Source organism: Pedococcus sp. P3_C7 (assembly GCF_056402615.1).
Map to the genome: position 1 here is coordinate 16003 of NZ_JBFUHC010000005.1, position 17991 is coordinate 33993.

The 17991-nt window shown below is 67.3% G+C and carries 20 protein-coding genes; 7 read left to right on the forward strand and 13 right to left on the reverse strand.

Annotation, left to right across the window (positions count from 1 at the left end; translation table 11 throughout):
• Nucleotides 1–27 precede the first annotated feature (27 nt).
• The 6 genes from AC1DS4_RS07085 (at nt 28) to AC1DS4_RS07110 (ending at nt 5360) form a co-directional block, all read left to right on the forward strand.
• Entirely contained in the window at nt 28–1017 is a 990-nt protein-coding gene (locus AC1DS4_RS07085; protein WP_477646015.1) for an ABC transporter permease, read from the forward strand.
• Complete coding sequence (locus tag AC1DS4_RS07090) at nt 1014–2105, forward strand: ABC transporter ATP-binding protein (RefSeq protein ID WP_477613456.1); 1092 nt, start codon at nt 1014–1016, stop codon at nt 2103–2105. Before AC1DS4_RS07085 ends, AC1DS4_RS07090 begins: the two co-directional genes overlap by 4 nt.
• Nucleotides 2106–2163: 58 nt before the next feature.
• On the forward strand, nt 2164–3222 hold the full coding sequence (locus AC1DS4_RS07095) for an ABC transporter ATP-binding protein (protein ID WP_477613457.1): 1059 nt from the start codon (nt 2164–2166) through the stop codon (nt 3220–3222).
• 53 nt (nt 3223–3275) lie between these two features.
• A complete protein-coding gene (locus tag AC1DS4_RS07100) occupies nt 3276–3584 on the forward strand; it encodes a 4a-hydroxytetrahydrobiopterin dehydratase (protein WP_477613458.1) in 309 nt (102 codons plus the stop codon).
• Nucleotides 3577–4305: a VIT1/CCC1 transporter family protein gene (locus tag AC1DS4_RS07105; protein ID WP_477632363.1), complete on the forward strand. Its 729-nt coding sequence runs from the start codon at nt 3577–3579 to the stop codon at nt 4303–4305. Before AC1DS4_RS07100 ends, AC1DS4_RS07105 begins: the two co-directional genes overlap by 8 nt.
• Nucleotides 4306–4499: 194 nt before the next feature.
• The gene (locus tag AC1DS4_RS07110) at nt 4500–5360 is read left to right on the forward strand and encodes a trypsin-like serine protease (protein ID WP_477632362.1); all 861 of its coding nucleotides are present in this window, start codon (nt 4500–4502) and stop codon (nt 5358–5360) included.
• A gap of 59 nt (nt 5361–5419) precedes the next feature.
• Here AC1DS4_RS07110 and AC1DS4_RS07115 read toward each other — a convergent pair whose 3' ends face one another.
• The 9 genes from AC1DS4_RS07115 to AC1DS4_RS07155 form a co-directional block, all read right to left on the reverse strand.
• Nucleotides 5420–5662, reverse strand: coding sequence for a hypothetical protein (locus AC1DS4_RS07115; RefSeq protein WP_477632361.1), 243 nt, complete (start codon nt 5660–5662; stop codon nt 5420–5422).
• 103 nt (nt 5663–5765) lie between these two features.
• Entirely contained in the window at nt 5766–6422 is a 657-nt protein-coding gene (locus AC1DS4_RS07120) for a TOPRIM nucleotidyl transferase/hydrolase domain-containing protein (RefSeq protein ID WP_477632360.1), read from the reverse strand.
• 49 nt (nt 6423–6471) lie between these two features.
• On the reverse strand, nt 6472–7506 hold the full coding sequence (locus AC1DS4_RS07125) for a GmrSD restriction endonuclease domain-containing protein (RefSeq protein WP_477632359.1): 1035 nt from the start codon (nt 7504–7506) through the stop codon (nt 6472–6474).
• 195 nt (nt 7507–7701) lie between these two features.
• On the reverse strand, nt 7702–8397 hold the full coding sequence (locus tag AC1DS4_RS07130; RefSeq protein ID WP_477613464.1) for a hypothetical protein: 696 nt from the start codon (nt 8395–8397) through the stop codon (nt 7702–7704).
• A gap of 158 nt (nt 8398–8555) precedes the next feature.
• Nucleotides 8556–9443, reverse strand: a complete 888-nt coding sequence (locus tag AC1DS4_RS07135) for a hypothetical protein (RefSeq protein WP_477632358.1) — start codon at nt 9441–9443, stop codon at nt 8556–8558.
• Complete coding sequence (locus AC1DS4_RS07140) at nt 9430–10374, reverse strand: hypothetical protein (protein WP_477624114.1); 945 nt, start codon at nt 10372–10374, stop codon at nt 9430–9432. Before AC1DS4_RS07140 ends, AC1DS4_RS07135 begins: the two co-directional genes overlap by 14 nt.
• A gap of 465 nt (nt 10375–10839) precedes the next feature.
• Nucleotides 10840–11694 (reverse strand): hypothetical protein, encoded by an 855-nt coding sequence (locus AC1DS4_RS07145; RefSeq protein ID WP_477632357.1) that lies wholly within the window; start codon nt 11692–11694, stop codon nt 10840–10842.
• 1535 nt (nt 11695–13229) lie between these two features.
• Complete coding sequence (locus tag AC1DS4_RS07150) at nt 13230–13364, reverse strand: DUF6221 family protein (protein ID WP_477646019.1); 135 nt, start codon at nt 13362–13364, stop codon at nt 13230–13232.
• Nucleotides 13365–13487: 123 nt separating this feature from the next.
• Nucleotides 13488–14174: an SHOCT domain-containing protein gene (locus AC1DS4_RS07155; RefSeq protein ID WP_477632356.1), complete on the reverse strand. Its 687-nt coding sequence runs from the start codon at nt 14172–14174 to the stop codon at nt 13488–13490.
• Nucleotides 14175–14359: 185 nt separating this feature from the next.
• On the opposite strand from AC1DS4_RS07155, the gene AC1DS4_RS07160 reads away from it, so the two are divergent.
• Nucleotides 14360–15385, forward strand: coding sequence for a hypothetical protein (locus tag AC1DS4_RS07160; protein ID WP_477632355.1), 1026 nt, complete (start codon nt 14360–14362; stop codon nt 15383–15385).
• Here the strand turns inward: AC1DS4_RS07160 and AC1DS4_RS07165 are convergent.
• From AC1DS4_RS07165 to AC1DS4_RS07180, 4 genes are all read right to left on the reverse strand, one after another.
• A complete protein-coding gene (locus AC1DS4_RS07165; protein ID WP_477632354.1) occupies nt 15382–15594 on the reverse strand; it encodes a hypothetical protein in 213 nt (70 codons plus the stop codon). The two genes, AC1DS4_RS07160 and AC1DS4_RS07165, sit on opposite strands and share 4 nt — an antisense overlap.
• A gap of 601 nt (nt 15595–16195) precedes the next feature.
• The gene (locus AC1DS4_RS07170; RefSeq protein ID WP_477632353.1) at nt 16196–16381 is read right to left on the reverse strand and encodes a hypothetical protein; all 186 of its coding nucleotides are present in this window, start codon (nt 16379–16381) and stop codon (nt 16196–16198) included.
• A 1-nt stretch (nt 16382) separates the two neighbouring features.
• The gene (locus AC1DS4_RS07175; RefSeq protein WP_477632352.1) at nt 16383–17009 is read right to left on the reverse strand and encodes a hypothetical protein; all 627 of its coding nucleotides are present in this window, start codon (nt 17007–17009) and stop codon (nt 16383–16385) included.
• A 1-nt stretch (nt 17010) separates the two neighbouring features.
• Nucleotides 17011–17661 (reverse strand): hypothetical protein, encoded by a 651-nt coding sequence (locus tag AC1DS4_RS07180; RefSeq protein ID WP_477632351.1) that lies wholly within the window; start codon nt 17659–17661, stop codon nt 17011–17013.
• Nucleotides 17662–17991: the final 330 nt, after the last annotated feature.

Below are 17991 nucleotides of genomic sequence, written 5' to 3' on the forward strand. Positions count from 1 at the left end.
ACCCACCAACGCCACCCAAGAAAGTAGGTGGGGCGTCGACACGGTGGCGGTCAGCCGGCCAGGCTGGCTGTGTTCTGCATCTTCTTCCTCGTCCCCCGTATCGGCGGCGCCACCGCCGATGACCTCGCCTCCCGCTACGTCGGCAAGAGTGCCGGCCAGGAGCAGATCCACGCCGCTGCCCTGCGCCTCGGCTTCACCGACCCCCTCTGGGAGCAGTACGGACGGTTCGCCAAGGGCATCGTCGCCGGGGCCGACTACAGCACGGGCGCGGGTGTGGACCACTGCCCCGCACCGTGTCTCGGGTACTCCTTCGTCAGCCAGAACCCTGTGCTGCCCGATCTGCTCGACCGGCTACCGGTCACCCTCTCCCTCGCGTCCGGCGCGGCCTTCCTGTGGCTCCTCGGCGGGGTGGCGACGGGTGTCGTCTCGGCGCTACGCCGAGGCACCGCCCTTGACCGGTCGATGATGGGCGTCGCCCTCGCCGGCGTCTCCCTCCCCATCTTCTTCACCGGACTGCTCAGCCTGAGCGTCTTCAGCTATGCCCTCGGCATCACTGCGCCCGGCGGCGCGAACCCGATGGACGCGAGCAACCCCCTCGACTGGGCCTACCGCCTGCTCCTCCCGTGGATCACCCTGGCCTTCCTGTATGCCGCCGCCTACGCGCGGCTCACCCGGGCGGGCATGCTCGAGACCATGAACGAGGACTACATCCGCACCGCCCGGGCCAAGGGGCTCGGCGAGCGCGACGTCGTCATCAAGCACGGCCTCCGGGCGGCCCTCACCCCGATCCTGACCATCTTCGGCCTCGACCTCGGTCTGCTTCTCGGCGGCGCGATCCTCACCGAGACGACCTTCTCCCTGCCGGGCATCGGGCAGTACGCAGTGCAGGCCGTGACCAACAACGACCTGCCCAAGGTGCTCGGCGTGACCCTGATCGGCGCCTTCTTCATCATCCTGGCGAACCTGGTCGTGGACCTCCTGTATGCCGTCATCGACCCGAGAGTGCGAGCCTCATGACCCAGACCACCGACCGCACGGCAAGCCGCCCGGACACGGTGGGCATCGGCGGTATGGGCGCGCCGGCCAAGGATGCGTTCCTGTCCGTGCGCGACCTGCGCGTCCACTTCCCCACTGACGACGGAGTGGTCAAGTCCGTCGACGGGCTGTCCTTCGACCTTGCCCGCGGGAAGACGCTCGGCATCGTGGGCGAGTCAGGTTCCGGCAAGAGCGTGACGAGCATGTCCATCATGGGCCTGCACAAGCCGGGAACCGTCAACATGTCCGGGTCCATCCTGCTCGACGGCGAGGAGCTCGTCGGCGCCACGCCCAACCAGATCCGGGCGCTGCGGGGCAAGAAGATGGCGATGATCTTCCAGGACCCGCTGTCGGCGATGCACCCGTTCTACACGGTGGGCCACCAGATCATCGAGGCCTACCGGGTCCACAACGACGTCCCGAAGGCGACCGCCCGCAAGCACGCGATCGACCTGCTCAAGCGCGTCGGTATCCCCCAGCCCAGCTCGCGGGTGGACGACTACCCCCACCAGTTCTCCGGTGGGATGCGGCAGCGCGCCATGATCGCGATGGCCCTCTCGTGCGACCCAGACCTGCTCATCGCCGACGAGCCGACGACCGCACTCGACGTCACGGTCCAGGCGCAGATCCTCGACCTCGTCCGCGACCTCCAGAGTGAGTTCAACTCGGCGGTCATCATCATCACCCACGACCTGGGGGTCGTGGCCGAGCTGGCCGACGACATCATGGTGATGTACGCCGGCCGGTCCGTGGAGTACTCCTCCTCCGAGGAGATCTTCGAGCGACCGCAGCACCCCTACACCTGGGGCCTCCTCGGGTCGATGCCACGGCTGGACCGCGAACGCACCGAGCGCCTGCTCCCGATCAAGGGCACTCCGCCCAGCCTGATCAACGTTCCCTCGGGCTGCCCCTTCCACCCACGGTGTGCCTTCGGGGACCGCACCAACGGCCTGGCCACGAGTGAGCGCCCGGCGTTCCGCGAAACCCTTCCTGGCCACTACGTTGCGTGCCACCTCGACGACGGGGAGCGTGGCCGGATCTGGGAGACGGAGATCCTCCCGAAGCTGTGATCCCGTCACCGCCGCCCGACGAACCCATCGCTGACCCCACCCACCTGGGAGCCACATCGTGAACACAACGTCCGACACCACCGAGGCCACGCCGTCGCGGCCCGCGACGAGCGGTGATGCGCTGCTGTCGGTCACCAACCTGACCAAGCACTTCCCCATCAGGCGCGGGCTCCTGCAGCGTCAGGTCGGGGCCGTGCAGGCAGTCGACGGTCTCACCTTCGACGTCGCCAGGGGCGAGACCCTCTCGCTGGTCGGCGAGTCCGGCTGCGGCAAGACCACGACGGGTCGGATGCTCACCCGGCTGATCGAGCCCACGGATGGCAAGATCGTGTTCGACGGCCGGGACATCACGCACCTGTCGACAGGGAAGATGCGGCCGCTGCGACGTGACGTCCAGATCATCTTCCAGGACCCCTACGGCTCGCTGAACCCACGGCACACGGTCGGCACCATCGTGGGCGCCCCCTTCCAGCTCCAGAGGGTCAAGCCCAAGCAGGGCACCAAGAAGGCGGTGCAGGAGCTGCTGGAGCTGGTGGGGCTCAACCCCGAGCACTACAACCGCTACCCGCACGAGTTCTCCGGCGGCCAGCGGCAGCGCATCGGCATCGCCCGCTCGCTCGCCCTGCGGCCCAAGCTGATCGTGGCCGACGAGCCGGTGTCGGCCCTCGACGTCTCGATCCAGGCCCAGGTCATCAACCTCCTGGAGGACCTCCAGAACGAGCTCGGCCTGACCTACGTGGTTATCGCCCACGACCTGTCGGTCGTGCGGCACATGTCCGACCGCGTCGCCGTCATGTACCTCGGCAAGATCGTCGAGCTGGCCGACCGTGACGACCTCTACACGCGCCCCATGCACCCCTACACGACCGCACTGCTGTCGGCCGTGCCGATCCCGGACACCAGCCGCCGGACCAAGCGCGAGAGGATCCGCCTCCAGGGCGACGTCCCGAGCCCGATCAACCCGCCGCCGGCCTGCCGCTTCCACACACGCTGCTGGAAGGCCCAGGAGATCTGCAGCACGCAGGAACCACCCCTGGTCGACCTCGCCCCGCGGCACCAGGTCGCCTGCCACTTCCCCGAGAACGTCTCACCGGCAGCCCCCGCAGCCGGCGGGTGAGGTGAGGCTCGGCTTCGGTGACAGGTGCGGACTTCCTTGCCAGAGTAGGAGGCATGAGCCGACTGCTGACTGACGAGGAGATCGGGCGCCAGCTGGGCGACCTGCCAGGGTGGACCCGCGACGGTGACGAGATCTCGGCGAGCTACGAGGCGCCGGACTTCCCCACGGCGATCCGACTGGTTGACGAGGTCGCGATCGAAGCCGAGGGCATGGACCACCATCCAGACATCGACATCCGTTGGCGCACAGTCAAGTTCGTGCTGTCGACCCACTCCGAGGGCGGACTCACCCAGCTGGACGTCGAGCTCGCCCACCGCGTGGCCCAGGCATCGGCACGGCTGGGGGCGACCAGCGGTGGCTGAGGCCGTGGCCGCCGAGCTCGAGCCGCACGAAGGTGAGGAGCACAGCCAAGGCATCGGGGCCCGCCTGAACTGGCTGCGCGCCGCCGTGCTCGGAGCCAACGACGGGATCGTCTCCACGGCAGGCATCGTGATCGGTGTCGCTGCCGCCACTGTCGAGCGCTCGACCATCGCGACGGCCGGGATCGCAGGGCTGGCCGCCGGCGCGATGAGCATGGCCGCGGGCGAGTACGTCTCGGTCAGCACCCAACGTGACACCGAGCAGGCCTTGCTGGACAAGGAGCGCGGCGAGTTGCGGGACATGCCCGAGGAGGAGCTCGAGGAGCTCACCCAGATCTACCAGGACAAGGGCCTCACGCCCGGTCTCGCCGCCGAGGTGGCGCGCCAGCTCACCGCCCACGACGCGCTGGGTGCTCACGCCGAAGCCGAGCTGGGCATCGACCCGGAGGAGCTGACCAACCCCTGGCACGCCGCCTTCGCGTCGATGGCGTCGTTCACCCTCGGCGCCCTGCTGCCCCTCGTAGCGATCCTGCTGCCACCGGTCGGCGCTCGCGTCTGGGTGACCGCGGTGGCCGTCGTGACCGCCTTGGCCCTCACCGGGTGGGGAAGCGCCAGGCTCGGCGAGGCGCCACCGCGACCCGCGGTGCTGCGCAACGTTGCGGGTGGGGTCCTGGCGATGCTGGTCACCTACGGCATCGGCGCCCTCGTCGGCACCCAGGTCTGAGCGTCCGTCCGCGTCCGCGTCGCAGTGACGGACCGCGCCGCGGCGGTCAGCAGCTCGCACGGGTGAGCACGCGGCACACGTGAGCACACGGCATACCTGCGGGGAATCCCCTCGATGAGTCTGGACAGGTGGCGACGCTCGCTGTTGAATGCGGGTCGTCGCCCACCGGGGCGACACGACCGCAGGGAGTCCGCATGAAGCTTCGCCGCGCACTGGCCGTCTTCGGCATCACCACCGCCATGGTCGGGGGCACGACCCTCGCCGCATCAGCCATCACCGGGGGCGACCTCGACGGCAACGCCCACCCGAACGTGGGCATGATCGCGTTCTACGACGGGACCGGACGGTTCCGCTGCAGCGCCACCCTCGTCTCACCGACGGTGCTGGTCACCGCCGCGCACTGCACCGACGGGACGGTCGGCAAGACCCTCGTCACGTTCAAGTCCGTCGTGGCAGAGGCGCCGCCGTCGCCGCTTCCCATCGCAGCCGACACTGCCGCGGGCTACACCTCCGCGGAGCTCGCGGCCGCGGGCTACCTCAGCGGCACCGCGCACACCCACCCGGGCTACTCGAACTTCACCGACCTCAGGAACTGGAACGATGTCGGGGTCATCGTGCTCGACGCCCCGGTGACCGGAATCGTGCCAGCCACCATCGCCCCGACGAACTACCTCGACAAGTACACGCCCAACGTGCTGAACAAGACGCTGTTCACGGCGGTCGGCTACGGCACCGAGGTGCGTCAGGCCGCCGGCGGTCCGCAGAAGCCGACGCCGATGTCCTACCCGATCGTGCGTCGGGTCACCGACGAGGTGGGCCAGAAGCTCACGCCGCAGGTCCTGCAGGTCAACGGCAACGAGAACGACCCGCGTGGTGGCGGTGGCACCTGCTTCGGTGACTCGGGAGGCCCGTCGTTCAACGGTGGCTACCAGGTGACGGTGACGAGCTACGGCTACACGAACAACTGCCGCTACCTCGGTGGCCTCCAGCGGATCGACATCCCCGTCGTCCAGACCTGGCTGCTCACCGAGTTCGGAGTGAGCCACGCCGGCTGATCCCGCACCTTTTTTCGCCGAAGCGGCGGCGCCCCACGAGGGCGTCGTCGCTTCGGCGTCTACACATCGTGCTTGCCGGTGGCGACGGCTCCGACGACGGCATCGGCGACGGCGGCGACCTTGACCTGGGCGGGGGCGTGCGTGGCGCCGACTGCCCTGCCCGTCCCCGTGAGGGGGATGGACAGCCCGGCCAGGACGAGGGCGGTGGCTGCGAGGCGATGGCTGCGCTGACGGAAGGACACCGGACGCAGGGCGGCTGACGTGAGGGGCGCGGGACGGAGGGTGGCGGCTGCGGTGGTCATGGCTACACCCTCGGTGGTCGGGCTCCGGCCCCGGTATGCCGCCGCTGTGGGGTTGCTGTGGACGTCACCCGGCCCCGCCTGGCGGGCAGACCGGACTCCGGCGTCAGTCGCCGAGCCGGTCGGCAAGCCGGTCGCCGAACTCGTCCGGGGGCGCACCGCGGAGCTGCTCGAACGTCGGTCCGGCGCCGGTCAGTGCCTCGATCAGGCCGGCGAGGGGGGTGGGCAGCGCAGCCATGTCCAGCGTCGCCGCCATCGCGGCCGCCATGAGCTCCTTGCGTCCGGATGCCGCACCGGCGAACCGGTGCACCTGTTCGTGGAAGCTCCCGGCCACCCAGGCGGGCTGCTGGGTGAGCATGGCGAACCGCTGCGTGAGGCCGAGGTCGTCCAGCAGGGTGCGGAGACCGTGCTCGCCCAGGTCTCTCATCAGCTCGTCCTCGAGATCGCGGTCGCAGACCTGGAAGCCCCACCACGGGAGCTCGTCCACGGTCGCGACGGCACACCCGACTCGTCGAAGCGCGCGGACGAAGAAGCGCGCCTCGGGGGCGTCGCACATGCCCAGCACGCGCGGGCTGTCGGCGGCCTCTGCCGCGGCCAGCAGGTGCCGCCGGATGTTGGTGGCCCCGTGCATGTCGACCAGCTGGATGCCCTCGTCCGCGAGGCTGACCCCCGAGCGCTCGGCCACCACCCGCACGGCCGCCACGTCGCTGGCGCCCTCGAGCAGGACCCACACGCGACACCCCACGGGCACCGAGACGGTCATGGACCCAATCTGCCAGAGTCCCCACGCCGGGTGGCGTCCGGTGGTGACGTCACCGTTCGCAGACGATCCCGTCGTGGTCGCGGTCCTGGTACCAGCCGTACTCGGGGTCGATGCCGCTCCGGTAGGGGCCGTATCCTGCCGCGTTGGCCTCGCGGCAGGTGCCGAACCTGGGGTCGGTGCCACCGGAGGTGGAGGGCTCGGGGGTGGTGGTACGGATGGGTGTCGGAGCATCCTGCTCGCGGCCACCGCCGAGCGGAATGGCCCCAGCCTTGGGCAGTGGCTGCCCGGGACAGGCCGTGAGCACCCGCACCATGGCGTCCCGCTCCGCGGTGGTCACCGTCAGTCCGTAGCGGTGCTTCACCGCGATCTGGCGGGCCACGTAGGCGCAGCGGGTGGCCTTGCGCGGCGGCAGCCAGGTGGCGGCGTCTCCGTCACCCTTGCGCAGGTTCGTGGGCCCGTCGACGGCGAGCAGGTTGAGCGGGTCGTTGGCGAAGGCTGTCCGCCGGGTCAGTGACCACTGCTGGGCGCCCTTCTGCCAGGCGTCCGACAGGGCGACGACGTGGTCGATCTGGACGGCGTTCGAGGTGCCCTGCCCGCGGACGAAGCTGATCGTGGAGCCGGTGTAGGGGTCGTTCAGCGTGCCCTTGAGGACGAGACAACCGTGGGTGCCGGCCTTGAGGGTGAAGCGCTCGAGGTCGCGGCGAAGGATGTCGTTGCGGGTGTCGCAGCCGTTGCGGTCGACATCGGCCCAGGCCTGGCCGAAGCGGGCACGGTCGTAGCCGGTCCTGGGCGCTCGTCCCTTGATGACCAGCGTGGCCAGCGTGGTGACCGCGGTGCCGGGTCGGACGGTCCTGCTCGGCGTGGGCGTGGCCTGCGGGGTGGCCCTCGGGGTGGGGTCCGTCGGGAGGAGGCCTGCGGCGGGCGTCTGCGCCGTCGGCGGCTCGGTGCTCGAGGTCGCTGACGACGAGGAGACGGCGACGGCGACGGTCGGCGTTGCGGCCGCAGACGCCGGCCCCGCTGAGGTGTCGGGGCTCAGCGAGTCGGCAACCGCCGGGCCGCAGGCCGACACGACAAGCGCCGTCAAGAGTGCACCGGCAGCGGTGGGCCAGTGGAGGTCAGGACGGCGGATCATGAGGCGGGACAGGCACTTTCGCTCGGCAAGGTCGCAATGCCGCAACGCTAGGCGCGGCCGACATCCTTGTGGACCGAACGGGACAATCCTGCCCAAACAGACGATCCAAACCTGGCCGGACTCGCGACGGCGACGCCCGCGCAGCCCCTACTTCAGCAGGCTTACCCCGCGCGCGATGACCAGGACCGAGAGCATGAGGGCGGAGACCGACTCGAGTGCCATCAACATCTTGGCGCGAGGCGACAGCGGCATGGTGTCCGTCGGGCTGAACGCCGAGGAGTTCGTGACCGAGACGTACAGGTAGTCGACGAACCCCGGCACCCACCCCGACTTGGCCGCCGAGCGGGCGGCCACCTCGTAGATCGCGTCGTGGTCCTCGTCCTGCGGGAAGCGGAAGTCCGCCACCGGAAGGCCCGGCCGTGCGGTCTGCGTGCGCTTGACGGGACCGCCGCGGTCCAGTTCCCAGTAGGCGAGCGCGAAGACCAGGACGTTGGTCAGCCACACCTGACCAGCGGCGAGCAGCAGTCCGGGTCCATCCTCGGCGGTTCCGCCCACCAGGGCTCGCACGAGCAGGACCAGGGAACCGGCGTTCGTCGCGGCGATGAGCAGCACCAACGCGATCGAGACCCTGCGCAGCCAGCGGTTGTCACGGGTCATCCGGCGCGGGTTGGCGGCCACGAGCGGGATGAACAGGACCGCCTCGAGCACGGGCACGGCAAGGCGCGGGCCGAGCACCAGTCCCGCAGGCAAGGCTGCGTAGAGGCTGATGGCCACGAGGACCGCCAGGGCTGCGGGAAGGCGGACCTCGCCCGGGTGCTGCTTGCGGTGGATCTGGGTGCTCACACGCTTGGTCTAGTGCCCCAAGTGACGAGGATCCGGCTGCCACACCGGAGAAGACCGACGATTTACGCGGGCCTGACCTGCAGGTTTGCTGTTCACCCTGCTGCTCTTCGCCTTCGGCTGACCCTGGACCAACCAGCGCCAGGTCCTCGTGGTGTGAGTCAGGCGGGTGGGTCCTCGGCATCCAGCGCCTTGCGGGCACCGCGTTCGGCCGCGGCCTGGATCTCGGCGTCGGTGAGCTGGTTGCTCTGTGCCGCAGCGAGGGCCTTGATGATCTCGAGTCCGGACGCCGCATCGCGGGCAGCGGCCTGCGCCGCGTTGCGGCCCGCGAGGGACCACTGCATGGCGAACTTGAGCGCGGAGCGCACGCTGACGGTCGGGTTGTTCGGGAACATCGGCGACGGGACGGTGTCGAAGTCCATCAGCTCCTCTGGGGTCGTGTCGACCTCGACTGCCAAGATGCCAGCCGCGTCCGCAGGCGGGATCAGCTGTCGGTCGAGCATCCGCTTGAGCAGCGCCAAGCCACCACACTGCTCGGAGACCGCCGTGGCACTGAAGTTGCCGTCCGACACGAACTTGCCGCGGGTGTAGTGGTTGGTGAAGCTCCAGAGGTACGGCGAGAGGACCTCTGGATGAAAGTCGCGGTAGCCGAAGCCGTTGTACTCCTCGAGCTTGAAGAGCAACACGGGGACAGTCCAGGTGCCCACCTCATGGAAACCGTGGCCTCTCAAGGCATCCTCGGCGCTCTCCTCCCAGGTGAAGGGAGGGTTGCCATGACTCGGTCGGCCCGGTGGAAACTGGACCGTCCGGGCGGTCAGCGGATCTCCGTTGTGCAGGTGGCCGTTGAAGCTCTGGCCCGACTCGAGGCTGTGGATGGCCGCCACGACGTACCAAGGGGTTCCGACCTTGTTGGCCACAGCTTCATAGCGGCTCTGGTTCGCGACCGCCCGGTCGGCGACCGCGTCGATCGTGGCCAGCCGTGCAGCGCGGACGGTGCAGGACGCGAAGAGCTCGTTGTACTCCTCACGGAGGGCATCAGACAGGGCCATTGCCCTCCTCCACCGCCTTGCGGGCACCGCGTTCGGCCGCGGCCTCGATCTCGGCCTCGGTGAGCTGGTTGCTCTGTGCCGCAGCAAGGGCCTTGATGATCTCGAGTCCCGAAGCCGCATCGCGGGCAGCGGCCTGCGCCGCGTTGCGGCCCGCGAGGGACCACTGCATGGCGAACTTGAGCGCGGAGCGCACGCTGACGGTCGGGTTGTCCGGGAACATCGGCGACGGGACCGTGTCGAAGTCCATCAGCTCTTCGGGTTTCATGTCATCCTCCTGTGCTGCGATAAACATGGCGTCTGCTGCCGCGAAAATGGCGGCTTGGTCGATGTCGCCGGGGTCCCAGTGGTCGTTGCCGGGCACCTGGCAGTGGCCGAACCACCCGGCCCTGCTGTAGTTGGCCCACGTCCGCGGCACGGGGTCGAACTGCGTCTTCGAGAGTCGGCCGTTCCACTGGTCCGGAACTCCCCAGGAGTGGATCGCGCGCATCATGGCCCGGTAGCCGGGTCCTGGCTTCCACTCGTCCGTGAAGACCGCGTGTTGCGTCGTGACGCCGTGGGCGTCGGTGATCGGGCCCGGCCAGGCGATGAACTCGATCTGGATGTTGACGAGCCCGGACCCGTTGGTGCGACGCTTCACGGTCAAGTCAGGGTTGAGCTCGTTCGACAGCGCCCGCGCAGACCGGTCGAGCGGGAAGTACTGACCCAGCCGGTCCGTGACGGGGTCGTAGAGGAAGTGCGGCTCGGCTCTCTTCTCGGTGAGCACGTCGTGCATGTCGTCGAAGAGCGCGGTTCCGTCAGGGTTCAACCCCGAGGGGCAGACGGTGACATGGGCAGTGACCTTGGGGTTGCCGCCCTCCATGACGCCGGAAGATCCCGAAGGTGTGAGATCTTCGGCCTCCGGCACCCGCCGCTCACCGTTCACGGTGGACACCAGCCGGTGGGCAGCCGAGCATGCACTCGCGCGCGCCCACGTGGGCGTTCCCGCCACCTGAGCCCGGTGCGGTGCGGTTGCACGGGCGTGAACTGCGTTTGCCCACGCTTCGACTCTCCACGCCCGGGTGAGCCCTGTCATCGCGCGTTTGGCGTATTTTGCGTGAGGGGCGTTGCCACCACACTGACTGTGCTCGCGACCGATCGACGGGGTCCGCTCAGCGACGGACCTGCACAGATGCGCTACACGTTGAAGCGGAACCTGTCCCGCACAAACGGACATGGCCTGACGTTGACGGTAAACCCCTTCTGACCTGCGGCAATACCGCTCGCGACTCACGGCAATCAACGGTCCCTGTCTGCCCTACTGCGGGCAATCTGCGGGCAACGCCCCACGTTGTGGCGACATTGCGCGGACCCCTGTACGAAATGAGCCGCAAAGATCCGCGACCTTCCGTGTCCGGACCTACTGGTCACCGTCGCTCATGGCGGCGTGGTTGTACTCCCGCCTTACGATGCCAGTCGGCCAGAAGGCCACTCTGTCCGTTTGAACGACATACCTGCTGCCGTCGCGTCGAATCGGAGGAGGACCCGTGGCGATGGTCAGTGTGTCGATAACTAGGTTGCGCGCGCCGTAGATGGTCACCTCGATGACTCTGAAACCGGCCGCGGGGACGTTGGTCTGGGCGCGCGTCTCGCTGAGTTCCATCCAGGCGGCGAGCGTCTCCGTCTCGTCCACGTAGAACTTGTGGTCTCCGCCAGGAAGGATGAGACCTTTGAGGCCCCCGTGAGGGAGCTCTGGGTCAGGCGTCCCGCTGCGCGCCCAGTGCACCGGACGTTCGCCGAAGTTGGTGAGAGTCGCAACACCCGAGTACCGAAATCGACGTACCCGTGCCTCATCTTCCTCTATTGCGATCTCCCCTGCATGCTCGGGCGCATTGTGGAACAGGTCCTGAACACGACCAGCCTCAGCGAAGCGCACGTCATCGCATGTGAGCGCTGCGATCGGTGCGTCAGTGTCCATCGCCTCTAGGCGCGCCAAGCGCAACGCATCCTCGGCGTGTCGCGCGCTGGCGTCGGCTTGCTCGCGCGCCTGAGCTACCTGCTCGCGCATAACGACGGTCTGTTCGTCTGTCGACTGGACCGTGGCGCGCGCTGACTGCATTGCGTCTCGTGCGATCAGGATTTGGGTGAGGCCGAACGCGGCTACGACTGAGGCCAGCAGCACTTGGGCTGCTGGCGCAAGGGCGTCGCCGAAGGGCTTTGCGGCATCGCGGAATATCAGGATTGCGATGGCGAGGACCGCGCCCATCACCGTCACGGCTACTGCGTAGCCGAAACCGGGAAGGTCGTCCCTGCCACTACTCCCTCGCCTGGGCTCATCTGATTCCACTGCTCGAAGGTATCGGTAGGTCTTCCGTTCGCGACCCAAGACACCCGTTTGGCGCCACGGGATCGACAGGCTGATCCCGTGGCGCCTGAGCTAGTTGGCCGCGAGAGCTAACCCCTCGCCTTCGGATCACGGCACATGCCAGTTTCGTACCACTTTGAGCAGGTTCATGCCAGTAACGCCCATTCCCGAGACTGCAGGCGGGATGCGCCCGAGACTTAGAGCAGCCCCAGCCGGCGCGTGAACACCGGCCAGGGCCTAGACCGAACCCCTTACCTAGCAAGGAGCACGATCATGGACGCAATGATGCAGCAAAGCGGATGGTGTGGCACCGACCTTTTGTGGGACCAGATGAAGGCTGGACGAGTGCGCCAGATCATCTTGGAAGCGACAGGCTCGGTCTGCTGCACAGACGACACAGCTTGCATGTGGGCCAGTTCGCCGGGGTGGGAGACACGGCCGCTCGGAACCTCCGGCCCCCGGGTGCGCAACTGACGCGCCACACGGCCTGACCTGAGACACAAAGAAAATGCGCCCGACCCTGCGAACGGGTCGGGCGCTCTTGTGGTCACTCGTGGACTGCGACAGTCTCTCGACGTCAAGACAGCACCCCCGCTCTGATGCGAGCGGGGGTGCTGTCTTTGAGCGAGGAGCAGCACCCACAGCCCAGCCATCCCCCAGATGGCGCGAGGTACCACTTCCTGCACGTAGAGGATCAGTGTTGAGACGCGGCCTGCGCCATCGTCCAAACGTCTCATCGCAGGGCGCGAGCGAGATCCGTCGCCCTCCACTGCGCGAAGTCAGTCCCGGTGACCTGCCCTCGTCGTGAGGCCGCGCTCCAAGACCCTGTCAACCCAGAAGGTTGACGTTGTGAAACGTCTGGAAATGCGTTGCCAGCCCGGCCTGCGCTCCTCCGCGAGAGCGGTAGGTAGCCTGCGAGTGTTTCGGTCCATAGCCCGAGCACTCAGGACAGCGCCAGCGATAGACCTCCCCAAGTGCGGGATCTTCGCCGTCCTCGACATGCTTGAGGAGGTGGTTGAAGTCCACTCCCGGCGCACTACAGATCGGGCATGGCTTTTTGCTCGGCCGGGGGGATGTCAGATCGAAGAAGCCCATGGGTCAGTCCGAAACGGAGATGTTCTTGTTGTGGCATACGGGACACTCGCCCGGATCCCTGCTGACCTGAGCCTCCCAACCGCATTGGCTACAACTGGCCTGCATGGTGCCTCCTCGCTACGACGACGGAGCCCAGAGAATACGACGCGGGCAGCGAGCGCGCCATCCCCAAATGCGGGGCGTCTGGAGCCAAGGAATTCGCTAGTTTCAGCGCTCCAGCCAGCGAAGAAGGGGCAGTCCATGGCCGACACTCGGATTTGCATCAACGAGAATTGCAATTCCACCGTGGAGGTTGGCACCACGTGCCGGCAGTGCGGAACTCTCAACCCCAGCGATGAGTGACGGTTGCTTCACGGCCGCCACTCCTCGCGCCAGTCCGGGTGATCGGAGTACACGTACGCCAGGGCCATGAGTTCCCAGGTCGTGCCGTCGTCGTCTAGGAGGGCGATCTCCTGAATCTCGTGATCTGACGCTTGGCCTTGCAGTCCCGTAGGGCCCCGTCAACGCCCGTCTCACGGCAGGTGACAACTCCGCAGTGTCGAGCAGCGTCCTGCAGCGGATCTCCTGCTCAGTGATCCGAGCCTGCAGGAAGTCGGTCAAGGTCACACCTACAGCCGACTCAGGATCTCGGCTTTCTTGGCCGCGAACTCTTCGTCCGTGAGGATGCCCGCGTCTCGAAGCTCGCCGAGCTTGCGCAGTTGGTCCATCGGGTCCGGAGCCGTCGAGGCTGCGGCCGGCGTGGCCTGAGCCGGGGCTGGCGCGCTAGCGAACTGCGGGTGCTGACCCTCGTACCGCATGGTGTTTTCATTGCGCTGGATCGCCAAGCGTGCCGCATGAGCGGTCTCGTTGATGATGCGTTGAGCGTCGCGCCCGTTGGGCACGTCGTCCATCGACACAATCTCTGTCCGGTTGCCGCGGTTGATATGGACGAGGACCGTATACACACTCCGAGCCTTCTGCGTCATGGACTGACGCACATCGACGTCAACGACCCCCGAGATCGGCACCTGCTGCGAGTCCGTCCGCAGGGAGCCCTTCTCGAAGAACAGGTGATGCGCTGTCACCCAGTAGCGACCGGCGCCAAATCCGGTGACCGGCTTACCAATGGCCGACCAAACGGCATCCTGCGGGAACGGTCGTGTGCCCGTGAATTGCGACGCTGCCTCGCGCACCGCCGTGCCGGCTGCGGACGGAGCGGGCTTGTCCTGGAACCTCTCCGTCCACGCCTGACCATCCCACCAGCGAAGGCGGTCGTCCCCTTCGACCGGGTACCAGCCCGGCGTAGCGCTACTCATGAGCAGAGAATACGAGCGGGTTCGCCACGATGAGTACGGTTTGCGAATAAACAAGGGAGGTTGCGCCGCGAGGTCCAACGTTGCTCGGGATACCACCCTGCCCGGAAGAATGGCGCCCTGCACCTCCTGCGGGCCGCAACGCCTCGGTAGACATTCCGCCGTTGTCTAGGCGGCATACTGACCGCGTGACCGTACGAACCGTCTGTTACATAGAAGTGAACGGTCTCTACGTGCACGCCGAGATCTTGGGCGAGACATTTTCAGCTCGCTGCCTCGAAAGCCGTTTCGCTTTGACTCTCCCCGGTAGTCCGACTGACTCCGAGTGGGTGGCTGCGCTCCCAGGCCGCAACTTCTGGGGATCATTTGTCGTCGCCAAGGACTCCAACGGCACGACCAGCGCACAAGAGGTTCTGATTGTGCGGACGACCATGGAGACGGACCGAGACGTCTCCATCGCCGACTCACGGCAGGATCTTCTTGGCCGAACATCAGCGCAAGCTCGGATGGCCCGGGATCAGCGCAGGGCGTTGCGATTACTCGACAAGGCTCTCAACGCGCTGAGGGTCCAATCACGACAAAGTTGGCTGGGCTGGTCCGCTCAGCGGGTCCGTGTTGCGCGAACGGACTTCTTCGACACTCATGGCGAAAGGCTGACAGTTGAACAGAGCCCGATGAGGAGCGGCAGCGGCCGATTCGCCGGACCGATGCGGGCCGCCAACCGGGATCTCGTGGCGACTGCGCTGGCTGAGGCGGAAAAGCACCGGGACCCCCCGCTTCCGGAATCCCTTTTGGCCGATGCAGAGTATCTGCTGGGGCAGGGCCAGCACCGTGAGGCCCTACTGCTCGCTGCAATAGCCGCTGAAACGGGTGTCAGGCATACCCTGCAGGTGGCTGCCTCGGAGTCCCAAGAGCCCTTGGTGACCCTTCTTCTTAATAGTCCACGAGAATATCCGATGGCTGCGGCATCTCTGTTTGACAAAGCCATGTTCGCCATTAACCAACGCTCCGTGAAAGTGGAACAGCCACACACTTGGAAGGGTGTTGTCCGGCTGTTCGAGGACCGAAACAAGGTGGCCCACGGAACAGGCGACGTGGAGTGGCGAACGGTAAAGACGCACATCAGCACGGCGTACGGAGTCCTGCACTGGCTCCGCGGGATAGAGAGTGCGCCACTCCGCGGTCCTGACGAGGCGTTTGGGGTTGACTACTAGGCGGCTTCGAGCGTGTTGGGTCCGGTGACCAACCACATCGATGCGTCTCCCAGGAACTTGTCCCCCTCATGGGGACGGCCAGGGTCGAACGTGGCGCGCCAGATCTGATCCCCAGAGACCGCCAGTTCCCACCGCGCCAGCGCGTCAAGGTCGGCCAGGGTGGAACGCGAGTCCCACTTGGCCGCGAACGCCCGCAAGTAGCGCGCCACGGCGTCAGCAACGCCAGGGACGTGCATCGCTGACGCACCCGACGCTCGCCGGGCCATCAGCCGGCCCTGTGACGGGCGTTTGCAGCCTCACGGGCCTGCCATGACGAGGTGCGACCCCCACGACCAGTGCCAGCGCCCGCGTCAGGATCATCGAGCCCAATGGCCTTGAGCAACGAGGCAATCTGAGCCCTGGAGCGGCGGGCCTCGCCCAGCAGCGGGTGAGCCACCAACTGGCCCTGTGCGCCCTTCACTGTCAGCCGGCCAGCAGTCGCCAGCTCGGCCTCGATCGAGTTCAGCATGTCCGACTCACGGCACGCATGGAACAGCAGAGCGCTCTCCCGTGCATCGAAAACGAGCCCATCTGCCTCGATCTGTGCCGAAAGTGCCCGAAACAGTGCCCTTCCTGCACTCTGCAACCCCTTCGGTGGACGTGCCGCAGGCGGTGGTTTCGTGCTCAAAGTGGTCTCCTGATGCCCTCGCGGGCCTAAGTGTTTCCGTCCGGTCTTGGACGCTGGTCCTTTTCCGCTAACTGAATCGCGGACCACCCTTGGGGGGTTGGGGGGTCCCTCCCCCGGGGTGCGTGGCAAGGGCGCCAGGTGGCTCAGGCGGCTGGACCGCCCTTGCTCACGAGCCTGCCGAAGTCGTCGTAGGTGTGGTCCGTGAGAGGCGCGGTTGGCTTGCCTTGGCTGTCGACCTCGGGTCGTGATGCCGCTTTGGCAGCGAAGGAGTCACGTAGGGCTTTGGCGCGCGTTGCGGGGTTCTCGCTGTGGAACGGGTTGTCGGTCATGTCAGTGCTCCTGGGTGATGTTGGCCAGGGTGCGGATGACGTCGTGGGCTGGGGTGGGCGCGGGCTGATAGAGCGCGGCTGCGACCTCGGGTGACAGTGCGCGTGCGTCCACATGGGCGGTCGTGTCATAGCCGTGACCGTTGAGCCACGCGACTACTTCGGCGGTGTTGATGGCCTCGGTTAGGGCCGCGCTGAGTGCGTCGGCTGCCTTCGTGAGCTTGGCCCGTGCCGCCTCTGCCCTGGCCTCGTGCTTTCCCCGAACTAGCTCGGCTTCCTTGTCGTTCTGTATGTCACTAGTAACGAGGCGGAGCGCGGCTGCCAGTCCTGCCTCTGCGGCTCGCAGCCGGCCCTCATCAGCCCGGAGCGCATCCATATTTGGTGTGCCACTGCTGGGGTTGCCTTCACGTGCTGACGCGGCGGCAGCGCGGGCGTCGGCTTGAATGGCGGCGGGCTCTAAGGCAGACCGGTCGCGTGCGTAGGCGGCGCGTTCTGACTGGGCGGTGCCGTGTTTGCCTGCCAGGGCATCGAACTCGTCAAGCAGCTTGGCGAACTCAGGGGTGAACGCGGTTGCGGGTGGATGAGTCTCGCGGGCTTCGCGGCGGAGCCGGGCGTTCATGGTGGTCCTCATGTCATCGCTCCTGGGTGAGTACGGTGGTCGCTGCCTTCAAGATGACGTCGCGAACGTTGATGACGCGTGCCCTGTCGCCGGGGCTGACCGCCAGGTGAGCCAGGTCGATCACGTCGCAATCGAACGTTTCTGCCTTGGGCTGATAGGCGGCGCCGCGTATCCACTCGGCCACTGCGACCTTCTGAACCGCGGCATCGACCTTGTCGGCGAGGGCGTGCGATGCGGCCTCAATGTCGGCCACGGCTTCCGCGAGGATCGCAGCGCGCTCGTCCTCGGTGGTCCAGTACAACTCGGAGGCCAGCGCCTCGGCCTCGTCCGTAACAACGGCGTGGGCGGACTCTTGGGCCGCGACCGTGCGGGCTGCGAGCTCTCGCGCCTTTGCCAGTCGCTCGACGGCGGATGCCTTGGGCAGCGGCTGGCCTGCCCTTGCCGCTGCAGTGGCCGCGCCTTCGTCGTCGCTCTTGGCTTCGTGGTCGAGGTGTTCGCCTGCGAGCTGGGCGGCGTCTGCCTGGGCTTCGGCCCTGCGTACGGCGATTGCGTCGCGTTCGATGAGCAGCTTGACGAGGGCCGTGGGGATGGCTTCGAGCGGTGGGCGTGCGCCGTCGTTGAGTCGCTGGTCCGCACGGCCTGTGGTGGTGGATGTGAAGCGCATCAGAGGTTGTGTCCTAGGTAGAGATCGGTTGATGGGGTGGCGGGTGGGGTCAGTCGCTCTCGCTGGCACTCGGTGCAGCCACGGCCGCGCCAGGAGACGGGCTGGTCTGCGTGCGTGCCGCAGACGTAGTTGCTGCTTCGCGCAGAACTGGTCTTCTGCGCCGGCACGGCTTCTGCCGGCCTGACGTAGGTGTACGTACCGCACGTCTTGCAACGGATGCGCGTGTCACCGGATGCTCGGAGGTCGGTGCGGATCTTGGGTCCTTGGCAGTCGGGCCGATGACGCAGGGGGCTAAGGTCCAGGGGGCCTGCCGGCCGTGCGGTGAGATTC

What these genes read in the sequence shown, in the direction of transcription:
- AC1DS4_RS07090 (WP_477613456.1), top strand. Translation starts at nt 1,014, where the DNA reads ATGACCCAGACCACCGACCGCACGGCAAGCCGCCCGGACACGGTGGGC.
- AC1DS4_RS07100 (WP_477613458.1), top strand. Translation starts at nt 3,276, where the DNA reads ATGAGCCGACTGCTGACTGACGAGGAGATCGGGCGCCAGCTGGGCGAC.
- AC1DS4_RS07120 (WP_477632360.1), bottom strand. Translation starts at nt 6,422, where the DNA reads ATGACCGTCTCGGTGCCCGTGGGGTGTCGCGTGTGGGTCCTGCTCGAG.
- AC1DS4_RS07170 (WP_477632353.1), bottom strand. Translation starts at nt 16,381, where the DNA reads ATGACCGACAACCCGTTCCACAGCGAGAACCCCGCAACGCGCGCCAAA.
- AC1DS4_RS07115 (WP_477632361.1), bottom strand. Translation starts at nt 5,662, where the DNA reads ATGACCACCGCAGCCGCCACCCTCCGTCCCGCGCCCCTCACGTCAGCC.
- AC1DS4_RS07110 (WP_477632362.1), top strand. Translation starts at nt 4,500, where the DNA reads ATGAAGCTTCGCCGCGCACTGGCCGTCTTCGGCATCACCACCGCCATG.
- AC1DS4_RS07175 (WP_477632352.1), bottom strand. Translation starts at nt 17,009, where the DNA reads ATGAGGACCACCATGAACGCCCGGCTCCGCCGCGAAGCCCGCGAGACT.
- AC1DS4_RS07155 (WP_477632356.1), bottom strand. Translation starts at nt 14,174, where the DNA reads ATGAGTAGCGCTACGCCGGGCTGGTACCCGGTCGAAGGGGACGACCGC.
- AC1DS4_RS07135 (WP_477632358.1), bottom strand. Translation starts at nt 9,443, where the DNA reads ATGGCCCTGTCTGATGCCCTCCGTGAGGAGTACAACGAGCTCTTCGCG.
- AC1DS4_RS07180 (WP_477632351.1), bottom strand. Translation starts at nt 17,661, where the DNA reads ATGCGCTTCACATCCACCACCACAGGCCGTGCGGACCAGCGACTCAAC.